At 55.7% G+C, this 13,409-nt stretch carries 15 protein-coding genes and 1 tRNA gene; all 16 read right to left on the bottom strand.

Annotated elements, in window-relative coordinates; translation table 11 throughout:
* Positions 1–2: 2 nt before the first annotated feature.
* The 16 genes from nuoK to folP all read right to left on the bottom strand — a co-directional run bounded on the left by nuoK (position 3) and on the right by folP (position 13,336).
* Positions 3–323 (bottom strand): NADH-quinone oxidoreductase subunit NuoK, encoded by a 321-nt coding sequence (nuoK, locus tag HUE57_RS09530; RefSeq protein WP_078482513.1) that lies wholly within the window; start codon positions 321–323, stop codon positions 3–5.
* A 51-nt stretch (positions 324–374) separates the two neighbouring features.
* Entirely contained in the window at positions 375–977 is a 603-nt protein-coding gene (locus HUE57_RS09525; protein ID WP_078482514.1) for an NADH-quinone oxidoreductase subunit J, read from the bottom strand.
* 11 nt (positions 978–988) lie between these two features.
* Positions 989–1,474, bottom strand: a complete 486-nt coding sequence (nuoI, locus tag HUE57_RS09520) for an NADH-quinone oxidoreductase subunit NuoI (protein WP_078482515.1) — start codon at positions 1,472–1,474, stop codon at positions 989–991.
* Complete coding sequence (nuoH, locus tag HUE57_RS09515; protein ID WP_078482550.1) at positions 1,474–2,565, bottom strand: NADH-quinone oxidoreductase subunit NuoH; 1,092 nt, start codon at positions 2,563–2,565, stop codon at positions 1,474–1,476. The genes nuoI and nuoH overlap by 1 nt, the downstream gene beginning before the upstream one ends.
* A 43-nt stretch (positions 2,566–2,608) precedes the next feature.
* Entirely contained in the window at positions 2,609–4,978 is a 2,370-nt protein-coding gene (nuoG, locus tag HUE57_RS09510) for an NADH-quinone oxidoreductase subunit NuoG (RefSeq protein ID WP_078482516.1), read from the bottom strand.
* 16 nt (positions 4,979–4,994) lie between these two features.
* Positions 4,995–6,269, bottom strand: a complete 1,275-nt coding sequence (gene nuoF, locus HUE57_RS09505) for an NADH-quinone oxidoreductase subunit NuoF (RefSeq protein ID WP_078482517.1) — start codon at positions 6,267–6,269, stop codon at positions 4,995–4,997.
* 4 nt (positions 6,270–6,273) lie between these two features.
* Positions 6,274–6,780, bottom strand: coding sequence for an NADH-quinone oxidoreductase subunit NuoE (nuoE, locus tag HUE57_RS09500; protein ID WP_078482518.1), 507 nt, complete (start codon positions 6,778–6,780; stop codon positions 6,274–6,276).
* Complete coding sequence (locus HUE57_RS09495; protein WP_078482519.1) at positions 6,780–8,033, bottom strand: NADH-quinone oxidoreductase subunit D; 1,254 nt, start codon at positions 8,031–8,033, stop codon at positions 6,780–6,782. Before HUE57_RS09495 ends, nuoE begins: the two co-directional genes overlap by 1 nt.
* A gap of 6 nt (positions 8,034–8,039) precedes the next feature.
* Positions 8,040–8,744, bottom strand: a complete 705-nt coding sequence (locus HUE57_RS09490) for an NADH-quinone oxidoreductase subunit C (protein WP_078482520.1) — start codon at positions 8,742–8,744, stop codon at positions 8,040–8,042.
* 9 nt (positions 8,745–8,753) lie between these two features.
* Positions 8,754–9,233: a NuoB/complex I 20 kDa subunit family protein gene (locus HUE57_RS09485; protein ID WP_078482521.1), complete on the bottom strand. Its 480-nt coding sequence runs from the start codon at positions 9,231–9,233 to the stop codon at positions 8,754–8,756.
* Positions 9,224–9,580, bottom strand: a complete 357-nt coding sequence (locus HUE57_RS09480) for an NADH-quinone oxidoreductase subunit A (RefSeq protein ID WP_078482522.1) — start codon at positions 9,578–9,580, stop codon at positions 9,224–9,226. Before HUE57_RS09480 ends, HUE57_RS09485 begins: the two co-directional genes overlap by 10 nt.
* 220 nt (positions 9,581–9,800) lie before the next feature.
* Positions 9,801–9,885: transfer RNA gene (locus tag HUE57_RS09475), tRNA-Leu, on the bottom strand.
* Between the two features lie 24 nt (positions 9,886–9,909).
* Positions 9,910–10,275, bottom strand: coding sequence for a preprotein translocase subunit SecG (gene secG, locus HUE57_RS09470; protein WP_078482523.1), 366 nt, complete (start codon positions 10,273–10,275; stop codon positions 9,910–9,912).
* Positions 10,276–10,298: 23 nt separating this feature from the next.
* Entirely contained in the window at positions 10,299–11,051 is a 753-nt protein-coding gene (tpiA, locus tag HUE57_RS09465) for a triose-phosphate isomerase (RefSeq protein ID WP_078482524.1), read from the bottom strand.
* 84 nt (positions 11,052–11,135) lie between these two features.
* The gene (gene glmM / locus HUE57_RS09460; RefSeq protein WP_078482525.1) at positions 11,136–12,476 is read right to left on the bottom strand and encodes a phosphoglucosamine mutase; all 1,341 of its coding nucleotides are present in this window, start codon (positions 12,474–12,476) and stop codon (positions 11,136–11,138) included.
* Positions 12,477–12,505: 29 nt separating this feature from the next.
* Positions 12,506–13,336 (bottom strand): dihydropteroate synthase, encoded by an 831-nt coding sequence (gene folP / locus HUE57_RS09455; protein ID WP_078482526.1) that lies wholly within the window; start codon positions 13,334–13,336, stop codon positions 12,506–12,508.
* Between the last annotated feature and the right edge of the window lie 73 nt (positions 13,337–13,409).

Below are 13,409 nucleotides of genomic sequence, written 5' to 3'. Positions count from 1 at the left end.
CACTACCCCTTCAGCGAATCGATATCTTCGACATCGATACTTTGTCTGTTGCGGAACAGCAGCACCAGAATGGCCAGACCGATCGCGGCCTCGGCGGCTGCCACGGTAAGAATAAAGAAGACAAACACCTGACCGGCGAGTGTGTTCTCAGCACCTGCGGGATTGAAGTGCGAGAAGGCGATAAAGTTGATATTAACCGCCAACAGCATCAGTTCGATCGCCATCAGCAGCACAATCACATTCTTGCGATTGAGGAAGATACCGGCCACGCTGATCGAGAAGAGCACAGCGGCCAAAAGAAGGTAGTCAGACAGAGCAATCATAATCTTGTTGACGTTATCCCGTTAAAATTCCGTAGAGTTCCACATCGCGCCTTACTGGCGCTTCTCGGCCTGCATGCTGACCAGACGAACACGATCTTCACGCTTGACCATTACCTGCTCGGTGATGTTTTGATGTTTGGTACCAGGCCGACGACGCATGGTCAGTGCAATTGCAGCAACGATTGCCACCAGCAGCACGACCGCCGCAATCTCGAAGGCGTAGACGTATTGGGTATAGAGCAGTTCACCCAGCGCGTGGGTGTTGCTGTACTCAGCATCATGACGTACCGGTGGAGCCACACGATCACTACCAAAGCGGTAGTAAATCATCATGCTCATCTCTGCCAGCACCAGTAGCGCTACAACTGCACCCACCGGTAGATAGGCAGCAAACTGGGTACGTGACTCGGCCACATTGATATCGAGCATCATCACCACAAACAGAAATAGCACCATCACCGCGCCGACATAGACCAGCACCAGCGTGATCGCCAGAAACTCCGCCTCCAGCATCATCCACAGTGCCGAGCTTGAGAAGAAGGCAAGCACCAGATAGAGCGCCGCGTGAACCGGATTACGTGAGGTGACAACACGGATCGCCGCCATCAGCAGAACGGCCGCGAAGGTGTAGAACAAGAATTGTTCGAAACTCATAACTTTTCCCGTTACCTGTAGGGTGCGTCGGCCGCCTTGCAGGCCGCGATCTCATCTTCATGTTTATCACCAACCGCGAGCAGCTTATCCTTGGTCATAATCTGCTCACCGCGCTCCTCGAAGTGATATTCGAAGATATTGGTCTCAACAATTGCATCGACCGGACACGCCTCTTCACAGAAACCGCAGTAGATGCATTTAAACAGATCGATGTCGTAGCGACTGGTACGGCGTGAACCGTCCTCACGCTGCTCCGATTCGATGGTGATTGCCAGCGCCGGACAGACCGCCTCGCAGAGTTTGCAGGCGATGCAGCGCTCTTCGCCGTTGGCGTAGCGACGCTGGGCGTGCAGACCACGGAAACGGGGTGACATCGGGGTCTTCTCTTCGGGATAACGAATCGTGATCTTGCGAGCAAAGAAGTAACGCCCGGTCAGCACCAGCCCCTTCAGCAGCTCCCAGAGAAAGAGTCGATTTACATGGCTAAGCATTCTCATCACGCAATCCCCAGATCGAACCAGGGTCCGATATTAAAGGCGATGGCAGCACCCTCAACGAAGAGCCAGATAATGGTCAGCGGAATAAACACCTTCCAGCCGAGACGCATGATCTGGTCGTAGCGATAGCGCGGGAAGGTGGCGCGGAACCAGAGGAAGATGAACATAAAAATCGCCATCTTGGCGACAAACCAGTGAATACCGTGTCCCAGCAACAGACCGATGACCGGAATCGAAAAGGCCGACTCGGGCAGGATACCCTGCAACGGAGAGAGCCAGCCACCGAGGAACATGACCGCGGTTAGTGCTGCGATCAGAATCATGTTGGCATACTCAGCGAGGAAGAAGACCGCAAAGGCCATACCGGAGTACTCAACGTGGAAACCAGCCACGATCTCAGACTCACCCTCAGCCACGTCAAACGGTGCTCGGTTGGTCTCAGCCACACCGGCGATAAAGTAGATCACCATCAGCGGCATCAGCGGTAGCCAGTACCAGTGGAAGATACTGCCCTGCTGTGCCAGCACGATATCATTCAGATTAAGGCTACCGGCTGGCATCAACACACCGACCAGAGCAAAACCCATCGCGATCTCGTAGGCGACAATCTGCGCTGCTGTGCGCATGGTGCCGAGCAGTGCATATTTGGAGTTGGAGGCCCAGCCGGCAATGATGACGCCATAGACACCCACCGAGGTAAGTGCCAATACATAGAGCAGACCGGCATCAATATCAGCCAGCAGCATACCGTTATCAAATGGAATAACCGCCCACGCCGCCAGTGCCGGGGTAATCGAGAGTACCGGTGCCAGCAGGAAGAGGAAGCGATTCGACTTGGTCGGCAGGATGATCTCTTTGAACATCAGCTTTAGTGCATCGGCGATCGGCTGACCCCAGCCCCCCAGATAACCGAAGAAACCGACACGGTTGGGGCCCATACGTACCTGCATGTAGCTGATGACCTTACGCTCTGCCAGGGTGTAGTAGGCAACAAGCGCCATCAGTGGCAGCACAATGGCGACAATTTTCGCCAGAATCACGATCACGGTCTGCAGGTCTACGGGTACCGCCGACCAGATGCTCTGAAACATCTCCATTACGCCACCGCCCTGTTTGTTTGGTTCTTCAAAGGCGTCATAGCCGCTCCAGCTCTACCCGCCCCATCAGCGGTCCCAGTTTCTCACTGCCATCGACACCCGCCGGAATCCAGGCGGCTCCATCGGCGACACGATCACAAATCTCAAAGGCCATCTCTGCTGAGTACTCACCTTGCACAATCTTAACCCGCTCAGAACCATCCAGGCCCAGACGCGACGCCTCGTCGCTATTGATCTGTACCGCCAGATCACTTCCACTGGCAGTCTGCTGCAGTGCGATCGAACGACGCACCGTACTATCAATGGCGTAGATGGGCACCTCACCGACACGTACAAGACCACTACCAGCAAAGGCAGCATCGGCGGCGACCGGCTGCGTTAGTGCGTTGTCTGCAGTCACGCCGTTAACCTCGCCACCGAGCTGTTCACACACCTCGCTCGAGGAGATAAATTCAAAACCTTCAACGCCGATTAGGTTGCCAAGCACACGCAGCACCTTCCAGCCGGGACGTGCCTCGCCCGCCGGGGCGGTGACACCTTCAAAACTCTGCCAACGCCCTTCCGCGTTGACGTAGGTACCCGAGGTCTCGGCGAAGGATGCAATCGGCAGCAGCACATCGGCCACCGCCTTCAGCTCATCACTCGCAAAAGGCGTTGCGGCAACCACACACTCTGCCGCGTCGGTCGCTGCCAGCGCATCGGCACCACTCCAGCAGTCACGACCCGGCTCGACATTAAAGAGCAGATAACCCTTACGGGGCGACTCAATAACAGCACGGGCATCGAGACCTGTGGCCTCAACCACCTGACCACCTGCGGTGCGATGCGGTACGGCTCCAGCGAGCCAGCCACCAACACTGTTACCCGCCTCCGGAAGATAACCAAGCTTGGCACCGCTCTGCTCGGCAATTACTGCAGCCAGTGCACGCAGGGTTGAGAATTCGGGGTGCGCGGTCGCCAGATTACCGAGCAGCACTGTCGCCGACTCGGCCGCTTTAAGCTGTTTGGCAATCGCACGCTGCTCATCAGAGACGTTTGCTGAGGCGATCAGCTCTTTAACTGCTGCCGAGCCAGTCGCCTCCAGCGCCTTGGCAATACCAGCCAGTGCGGCAACCATCGAAGCGGGTTCGACAACAACCTTGGCACTGAGGTCAAAATTGAAATCGAAGTCGACCGGATTGACTGTACTCACATCTGCACCGGCCAGAGTCGCCTTACGCAGTCGGTGCGAGAAGATCGGCTGCTCCTTGCGGATGTTGCTGCCGATCAGCAGCGCCGCATTGAGCTGCTCAAGCTCTGCGATCGACTGACCCAACCAGGGGTAGACCGGTGCGGAGTTCTGATCACTAAAATCGCCCTGACGCAGACGGTGATCGATATTATTTGAACCGAGAGCGCGAGTAAGGCTAGCCGCCAGATAGAGCTCCTCAAGGGTCGCCATTGGAGAGATCAGAGTGGCAAACTGCTCACCTCCATCGCTCTCAACAACGTCCTTCAGACCCTTGGCGGCACGCTCTAGTGCGGTTTCCCAATCGCACTCGCGCCACTCGCCGCGCTCTTTGACCATCGGCTGTTTGAGGCGTTCTTCGCTGTTCACACCCTGGTAGCTGAAGCGATCACGATCGGAGATCCAGGTCTCATTGATCTCTTCGTTATCACAGGGAACAGCGCGCATCACACTTCCGTTGCGGGTATGGATATGGAGGTTGGAACCGGCGCTATCGTGCGGCGCAACGGTGGTGAACTGGCGCAGCTCCCAGGGGCGCGCCGTATAGCGTGATGGCTTGGCAGTCAGGGCGCCAACCGGACAGAGGTCGATGATATTGCCTGAGAGCTCAGAGGTCAGACTCTTCTCGATGTAGGTACCGATCTCGCTGAAATCACCACGACCCGTCATACCCATTTCGCGCACACCGGCAATCTCTGCGCCAAAGCGCACACAGCGGGTACAGTGGATGCAGCGGGTCATATCGGTCGCGATCAGTGGACCGATGTCTTTTTCAATAACAACACGCTTTGCTTCGCTGTAGCGCGCCACATCACCACCAAAACCAACGGCAACATCCTGCAGCTCACACTCACCACCCTGATCACAGATCGGGCAGTCGAGTGGATGGTTAATCAACAGGAACTCCATCGTCCCCTTCTGCGCCGAGAGTGCCTTGGGTGAGTGGGTGAAGACCTTCATCCCTTCCATTACCGGTGTGGCGCAGGCGGGCAGCGGCTTGGGCGCCTTCTCCACCTCGACCAGACACATACGGCAGTTGGCCGAAACCGACAATTTCTTGTGGTAACAGAAACGCGGTACGGTAATACCCGCCGCATCGGTAGCCTCGATCAGCACCGCACCCTTACGGGCCTGCAACGGCTGACCGTTAACCTCGATTGTGACCTGTTCTTCGCTCATCGCTCTCAGCTATCTCTCAAGCCCCACCGACCATGCACTTCTTATGGTCGATGTGGTACTGGAATTCGTCACGGTAGTGTTCAATAAAGCTCTCTACCGGCATCGCTGCGGCATCGCCCAGCGCACAGATGGTGTGTCCCTTGATCCGACCGGCCACATCTACCAGCATGTCGAGATCCTCGTTACGCCCCTGCCCCTGCTCGATACGGTGAATCACGCGCGATAACCAACCGGTGCCCTCACGACAGGGGGTACACTGACCGCACGATTCGTGGTGGTAGAAGTGGGAGAGATTCTCCAGCACCCTCACCATACAGGTGGTCTCATCCATCACGATCACCGCACCAGAGCCGAGCATCGAACCGACACGGGTGATGTCGTCGTAGTCCATGGTGACATCCATCATAATGTCACCCGGCACTACTGGTACCGATGAACCGCCTGGGATAACGGCCTTTAGTTTGTGACCGTTACGAACACCACCGGCCATCTCAAGCAACTCGGCAAACGGGGTGCCCATCGGCACCTCAAAGTTGCCGGGGTTGTTGACGTGTCCGCTGACGGAGAAGAGCTTCGAGCCGCCATTATTCGGTTTACCGATCTCAAGGAACCACTTACCGCCGTTACGCAGGATATCGGGTACCGAAGCGAGTGATTCAGTGTTGTTAATAGTGGTGGGTTTGCCAAACAGACCGAAGTTAGCCGGGAACGGCGGCTTAAAACGTGGCTGCCCCTTCTTACCCTCGATCGATTCGATCAGCGCGGTCTCTTCACCACAGATGTAGGCACCAGCGCCAAGATGCGAGTGGACCTGCATATCGACACCGGAGCCGAGGATATTCTCGCCCAGCAGACCGGCGGCACGCGCCTCTTCGATAGCCGCCTCGAAGCGCTCATAGGGCTCCCAGAATTCACCGCGAATATAGTTGTAACCAACGGTGGCTCCGATCACGTAACCGGCAATTGCCATACCTTCAATAACCGCATGGGGGTTATAGCGCAGGATATCGCGATCCTTACAGGTACCCGGCTCACCCTCATCGGAGTTACAGATGATGTACTTCTGACCTGGCGCTGAGCGGGGCATAAAGCTCCACTTCAGACCGGTCGGGAAACCCGCACCGCCACGACCACGCAGAGCCGACTGCTTCAGCTCCTCGATAATCTCTTCAGCGGGGGTTTTCTCTTCAAGAATCTTTTTATAGACCTCGTAACCGCCAGCGCTCTGATACGCCTCAAGTGTCCACGACTTGTCGAGATCTAGCGTTCGAAAACAGACTTCATTAGCCATAGCGCTACTCCAGTCCGTCCACGATCTGATCGAGCTTCTGCTCGGTCAGATTTTCATGGTAATCGGTTCCGATCTGCACAACTGGTGCGTTGGCACAGGCACCAAGACACTCAACCTCTTTGATCGAATATTTTCCATCGCCAGTCACTTCGCCGAGATCGATGCCAAACTTCGTCTTCAGACTCTCGATCAGCGCTTCCGAACCATTCAGCATGCAGGAGATGCTGTTACAGACGCAGATTTTGTGCTGGCCGACCGGCTTCATCTCATACATAGAGAAGAAGGTCGCCACCTCATAGACGGCAATCGCCGGCATACCAAGGTAGTCGGCGACGGCATCCATCAGTTCGGTGGTCAATGAACCGTCATTCTGATCCTGCACGATTCGCAGCGCAGCCATCACTGCAGCCTGACGCTGTTCGGCTGGATACTTGGCGATCCAGCGGTCGATATCGGCCACCGACTCGGCGCTCAGCAGATCACTGGCCTGTTGTTGGGCTTGCTGGCTCATCAGCGGTCAACCTCACCAAATACGATATCCTGGGTACCGATGATCGAAACGACATCGGAGAGCATGTGCCCCTTGACCATCTCATCGAGTGCTGAGAGGTGGGCAAAGCCCGGCGCACGAATCTTCAGACGGTAGGGTTTGTTGGCACCATCGGAGACGATGTAGACACCAAACTCACCCTTGGGATGCTCGACCGCGCCGTAACCTTCGCCTTCAGGCAGGGTGAAACCCTCAGTAAAGAGCTTGAAGTGGTGAATCAGTGCTTCCATATCACCCTTCATCGCCTCACGGCTTGGCGGTGCGATCTTATTATCCTGGGCAATAACCGGGCCCGGATTCTCACGCAACCAGCGCACACACTGACGAATAATGCGATTACTCTGACGCATCTCCTCGACGCGGACCAGATAACGGTCGTAGGTATCACCGGTGACACCGACGGGAATATCAAAATCGACCCGGTCATAGGCTGCGTAGGGCTGCTTCTTGCGCAGATCCCACTCGAAACCAGAACCTCGCAACATCGGGCCGGTAAAGCCTAGCTGCAACGCGCGCTCGGGCGAGACCACACCAATACCAACGGTGCGCTGTTTCCAGATACGGTTGTCAGTTAGCAGCGTCTCATACTCATCGACACAGCCGGGGAAGCGATTGGCAAAATCCTCGATAAAGTCGAGCAACGTGCCTTCACGAGCCTCGTTGAGACGCTTGGTATCGGCGTCGGTCCGTTTGCCCTGGGTAGAGTACTTCGGCATCGAATCGGGAAGGTCACGATAGACACCACCAGGACGATAGTAGGTCGCGTGCAGACGTGCGCCCGATACCGTCTCATAGACATCCATCAGATCCTCACGCTCACGGAAGGCGTAGAGAAACATCGTCATCGCACCGATATCGAGCGAGTGACCACCGATCCAGAGCAGATGATTAAGAATTCGGGTGATCTCATCAAACATGGTGCGAATGTAGAGGGCTCGCTCTGGCACCTCGATGCCGAGCAGCTTCTCCAACGCCAGCACGTAGCCATGTTCGTTACACATCATTGAGACGTAGTCGAGACGATCCATATAACCGATGCTCTGGTTATAGGGCTTGCTCTCGGCAAGCTTCTCGGTACCGCGATGCAGCAGGCCGATATGCGGGTCGGCACGCTCGATCACCTCACCATTCATCTCCAGCACCAGACGCAACACACCGTGCGCTGCAGGGTGCTGCGGACCAAAGTTGAGGGTAAAGTTATTAATTTCGGGCATAACTCTCTACTCGTCCCCGTCGCTCTGCGCTTCTTCCGCAACAACCTCTTCCACACCGTAGCGGTGGTCGTCACGAATCACACGTGGCACCAGCACTCGTGGCTCGATCGAGACCGGCTCGTAGATCACACGCTGCTGCTCAGGGTCGTAACGCATCTCGACATTGCCGGTCAACGGGAAGTCCTTGCGGAACGGGTGTCCGACAAAACCGTAATCGGTAAGCAGACGTCGCAGATCGGGATGGCCTTCAAAGATAATGCCATAGAGATCAAACGCCTCACGCTCAAACCAGCTAAGACCGTTCCAGACATCAACCAACGAATCGATCACCGGGAAGTCGCTGCTCTCGGCAAAGGCCCTGACACGCAGACGCCGATTGGTTGAGATAGAGAGCAGATGGAGCACTACGGCGTAACGCTGCGCGACCTCCTGATCGGGACCAAGCGACTCGACGCCACGACTAAAGCCGGCCTCACTGGCCGCCTCGCCCTGCCACTCATCCTGGCCGTAGGTGCTGTAGTCAACACCACAGAGATCGATAGCGATATCGAATTTAAGTTCAGCATGGTCGCGCAGGGTGCGGCAGCTCTCCTGCCAGTCGGCAGCGGCCACCTCGATGGTCACCTCACCAACATCGATCTTGCAATCGAGCAGCTTGTCGCCAAAACACGACTGCAGCGTCTCTACCAGATTGTCCAGGGATTCAGACATTCAATCGTCCTAACGTGCGATGGTATTGGTTCGTTTAATCTTGTTCTGCAGCTGAATAAAGCCGTAGAGCAGCGCTTCGGCGGTCGGTGGGCAACCGGGCACATAGATATCAACCGGTACGATTCGGTCACAGCCACGCACGACCGAGTAGGCGTAATGGTAATAACCGCCACCGTTGGCACAGGAGCCCATCGAGATCACCCAACGTGGCTCCGGCATCTGGTCGTAGACCTTACGCAGTGCAGGCGCCATCTTATTGGTCAGGGTACCGGCGACGATCATCAGATCGGACTGACGCGGGGTAGCGCGGAATATACCCGCACCAAAACGGTCGATGTCATAACGCGAAGCGGCGGCATGCATCATCTCTACCGCGCAACAAGCTAGACCGAAGGTCATCGGCCACATCGAACCGGTACGCGCCCAGTTGATCACCTTATCCGCGTTGGTGGTGATGAAACCCTTCTCGAGAATGCCTTCTACTCCCACTCCAGCGCTCCCTTTTTCCACTCATAGATAAAGCCGATCACCAGCACCAGCAGGAAGATCGCCATCGCCAACAGACCAAAGATACCGATCGAATCGATTGCGATCGCCCACGGAAAGAGGAAGGCGATCTCAAGATCGAAAATGATAAAGAGGATGGCAACCAGGTAGTAACGAACGTCAAACTTCATGCGCGAATCTTCAAACGCCTCGAAGCCACACTCATAGGGTGAATTTTTTGCGCTATCGGGACGGCGTGGGCCGAGAAGGAAACCGATGGCAATAGGTCCAACGCCGACGAGCATGCCGACGGCAAGGAAGATCAGGACTGGGAGATAGTTCTCCAGCATAAATTCCTCTACTCCACCAATGCTATTCTTATTAATACCACCTCACACAACTCTGCGGTGTCGTGTGGGTGCGCGATAAAGCGAACACGAAGTTTAGGACAGAATAGCGAGAGCTGTCAACTCAGTCCAGTTTTATTTGTTCTTAAATATCAACGAGATACATTACTTCTTAGGGTATAAAAAAACGGTATACCCATAAGGTGTACCGTTTTTATAAAGGTGGTGCGGATGGCCGGAGTCGAACCGGCACAGCTTGCGCTACTGCCCCCTCAAGACAGCGTGTCTACCAATTTCACCACATCCGCAATTTTGACTATCGATCCTGACAATCAGAGCTTCGGAACATCCGAAGCAGGTGCATCCTGCTGAGGAACTGCCGGCATATCGGCAGGTAGATCACTCTCACCTGACATCGTCTCACCAGAAACTGGCGCTACAACCTCAGTGACACTCTTTGGCTGCTCTCTATTTGCCGACATAATTGCCAAGGTAAGGCTAGCGGCAAAAAAGAGTGTTGCTAAAACGGCAGTCGCGCGGGTCAGGAAGTTACCCGATCCCTGCGAGCCAAATACCGTTGCCGATGCGCCACTACCAAATGCAGCACCGGCATCGGCGCCCTTGCCGTGCTGGATCAGGACCAGAACAACTAGGCCGATTGCGATCGCCACATGTGCCATAAGTAGTATTGTTTGCATCGGACTCTTCGCTCAGCTAACCGTTAACCGGCTGCTCGACAGATAGTAAGGAAATCTTCGGCCTTCAATGAAGCACCGCCAATCAGGCCGCCATCAATATCGGCCATAGAAAGTAGCTCCGCAGCATTACCTGCATTCATGCTACCACCGTAGAGAATCTGTACCTTCTCAGCCACATCCGCACTCTTCTCGGCGATGCGCTGACGGATAAAGGCGTGAACCTCCTGCGCCTGCTCCGGTGATGCGGTCTTACCGGTACCAATAGCCCAAACCGGCTCGTAGGCAACAACCGAATCGGCCAACGCCTCAATGCCTTCAAGCTCAACCACGGCATCAATCTGACGCGCAACCACATCATTGGTAATACCCTGCTCACGCTCTTCCAGGGTCTCACCAATACAGAAGATCGGCTTCAGGCCTGATGCACGTGCAGCGGCAAACTTCTTCGCGACCATCGCATCATCCTCACCGAAGAGGGTGCGACGCTCGGAGTGACCAACCGCCACGTAGGCACAGTTAAAATCGTTAATCATCGCAGCAGAGATCTCGCCGGTGAAGGCACCAGATGCTTCATTGCTCAGGTTCTGCGCACCCCACATGATCGGGCTGCCAGTGAGCTGCGACTCAACCTCGGCGATGTAGATAGCGGGTACGCAAACTGCAACCTCAGCCTCTTTCACATCGCCCATACCGGCCTTGATTCCATCCAGCAGAGCTTTGATGCTCTCTTTAGAACCATTCATCTTCCAGTTACCGGCAACCAGGGGTCGACGCATCGTATTCTCCAAAACAGTGCGAAAAATCAGGCGGCAATATTAGCGGCACCCGCCCGATAAATCAATTTCAATTATTAATCGTTATCAGGAGGCGGCTGCCTGCTCCACAACGGCCGCCAGACGACGTGCCAGACGCTCCACTTCGACAGCATCAACCCCTTCGACCATCACCCGCACCAGCGGCTCGGTCCCCGACGGACGCAGCAGCACCCTGCCCCGCTCCGCCAGCTCACTCTCAACTGCAGCGACCTCCTGCTGAACCGCTGTCGAGGCGCTGATATCGCCACCACCCTTAGTAGCCACATTGATCATGGTCTGCGGGTACTTGGTCATACGGCGTTTCAGCGCATGCAGCGTGGCATCGCTTGAGATCATTGCGGCAACTACCTGGAGTGCTGAGACGATACCATCCCCGGTGGTGGTGCGATCGAGACAGATGATGTGCCCTGAGGACTCGCCACCCAGACGCCACCCTTTATTGTTCAGCTGCTCGATCACATAACGATCACCCACCTTGGCACGCTCAAATCCGATACCGATCTCGAGAATTGCATGCTCAAGACCAAGGTTACTCATCAAGGTGCCAACCACCCCGCCCTGCAGACAGCCGGCACTCTCTTTGGAGGTTGCGATGACAAACAACAGCTCATCTCCATCAACCACCTCACCCATGTGATCAACCATCATCACCCGATCACCATCACCATCGAGCGCCACACCAATATCGGCCTTGTGCTCCAACACACTGGCGCGAAGCGCCTCCAGATCGGTCGCACCACATCCCTCGTTAATATTAAGCCCATTGGGTTCCGCACCAATCACCACCACCTCAGCACCCAGCTCATCAAAGACACTCGGGGCGATGTGATAGGTCGCACCGTGGGCACAGTCGACCACCACCTTGACCCCCTTCAGATTCATCTCTGCGGGCAGGGTGCTTTTACAGAACTCGATATAACGCCCCGCCGCATCGACCACCCGCTCCGCCTTACCGAGCTGTGCCGGTTCGGCCATGGTGATCTCACTCTCCAGCTCACGCTCAATCGCAAGCTCTACATCATCAGGCAGCTTGGTTCCGTTGGCAGAGAAAAACTTGATGCCGTTATCGTGATAGGGGTTATGCGAAGCGCTAATCACCACGCCTGCATCGGCGTGCAGAGTACGGGTCAGATAGGCAATCGCAGGGGTCGGCATCGGGCCGAGCAGACGGATATCGACACCCGCAGCAGAGAAACCCGCCTCCAGAGCCGACTCAAACATATAACCCGAGATACGGGTATCTTTCCCGATCAGCACCCGACCGTGACCACCCTCGGAGAGCACTCGGCCAGCTGCCCAGCCGAGCTTGAGTACAAACTCGGGAGTGATTGGAAACTCACCCACTCTTCCACGAATACCATCAGTGCCAAAAAATTTACGACTCAAAATTACTCACCCTTAAGGAGTATCTGTTATCAAACAGCGTTGACCACGGCCTCAGCCATACGCACTGCATCCACCGTTTCGCGAACATCGTGCACACGAAGAATCGAAGCGCCCTGCCAGGTCGCCAGGGTTGCCAACGCTACACTGCCAAACAGGCGATCATCGACGGGCTGATCAAGCACCGCCGCGATCATCGACTTGCGCGACATACCAGCCAGCAGCGGCACACCCAGCTCACACAGCTGTTTGAGCTGTTTAAGTAGACTCAAATTGTGCTCAAGCTTCTTGCCAAAACCAAAACCGGGATCGATTACGATCTTATCCTTACCGATACCCGCTAGCTGACAGGAGGCGATGCGCTTAGCAAGAAACGAGGCGACCTCTGTCACCACATCGTCATAACTCGGCTCATCTTGCATGGTGCGCGGCTCGCCCTGCATATGCATCAGACAGACCGGTACATTTAGATCAGCCGCCGTCTCAAGCGCACCGGGCCGACGCAGCGCATAGACATCATTGATCATACCCGCACCCGCGGCCACAGCAGCCCGCATCACCTCTGGCTTGCTGGTATCGACCGAGATCGGCACATCGACTGATACAGAGAGCACCTCGATCACCGGAATAACGCGAGCCAGCTCCTCTTCGAGCGTGACGTCAGGTGCACCGGGACGGGTCGACTCTCCGCCCACATCGATAATCGCCGCACCCTCTTCAACCATCTCCTGTGCATGAGTTATGGCACTTTCAGCAGCCAGAAAATCACCCCCGTCCGAGAAAGAGTCGGGTGTGACATTGAGAATACCCATCACCTGTGGACGATTGAGATTAAGCGGCTTTCCAGCGCAGTCGAGAATCATTTGGGGAGTATAAAGTGATCAGCTAACGGGAGACAGGTTTCAGGCTCAAAGAGGGCCTGTTACCTGCAACCTG

The organism is Candidatus Reidiella endopervernicosa, assembly GCF_013343005.1.
Taxonomy (GTDB): Bacteria; Pseudomonadota; Gammaproteobacteria.
This window is presented reverse-complemented; position numbering and strand designations above follow the sequence as displayed.

Excerpts from the sequence above, each read along its gene's own strand:
- nuoK (WP_078482513.1), bottom strand. The coding sequence starts at position 323 with ATGATTGCTCTGTCTGACTACCTTCTTTTGGCCGCTGTGCTCTTCTCG.
- HUE57_RS09525 (WP_078482514.1), bottom strand. The coding sequence starts at position 977 with ATGAGTTTCGAACAATTCTTGTTCTACACCTTCGCGGCCGTTCTGCTG.
- nuoI (WP_078482515.1), bottom strand. The coding sequence starts at position 1,474 with ATGAGAATGCTTAGCCATGTAAATCGACTCTTTCTCTGGGAGCTGCTG.
- nuoH (WP_078482550.1), bottom strand. The coding sequence starts at position 2,565 with ATGTTTCAGAGCATCTGGTCGGCGGTACCCGTAGACCTGCAGACCGTG.
- nuoG (WP_078482516.1), bottom strand. The coding sequence starts at position 4,978 with ATGAGCGAAGAACAGGTCACAATCGAGGTTAACGGTCAGCCGTTGCAG.
- nuoF (WP_078482517.1), bottom strand. The coding sequence starts at position 6,269 with ATGGCTAATGAAGTCTGTTTTCGAACGCTAGATCTCGACAAGTCGTGG.
- nuoE (WP_078482518.1), bottom strand. The coding sequence starts at position 6,780 with ATGAGCCAGCAAGCCCAACAACAGGCCAGTGATCTGCTGAGCGCCGAG.
- HUE57_RS09495 (WP_078482519.1), bottom strand. The coding sequence starts at position 8,033 with ATGCCCGAAATTAATAACTTTACCCTCAACTTTGGTCCGCAGCACCCT.
- HUE57_RS09490 (WP_078482520.1), bottom strand. The coding sequence starts at position 8,744 with ATGTCTGAATCCCTGGACAATCTGGTAGAGACGCTGCAGTCGTGTTTT.
- HUE57_RS09480 (WP_078482522.1), bottom strand. The coding sequence starts at position 9,580 with ATGCTGGAGAACTATCTCCCAGTCCTGATCTTCCTTGCCGTCGGCATG.
- secG (WP_078482523.1), bottom strand. The coding sequence starts at position 10,275 with ATGCAAACAATACTACTTATGGCACATGTGGCGATCGCAATCGGCCTA.
- tpiA (WP_078482524.1), bottom strand. The coding sequence starts at position 11,051 with ATGCGTCGACCCCTGGTTGCCGGTAACTGGAAGATGAATGGTTCTAAA.
- folP (WP_078482526.1), bottom strand. The coding sequence starts at position 13,336 with ATGATTCTCGACTGCGCTGGAAAGCCGCTTAATCTCAATCGTCCACAG.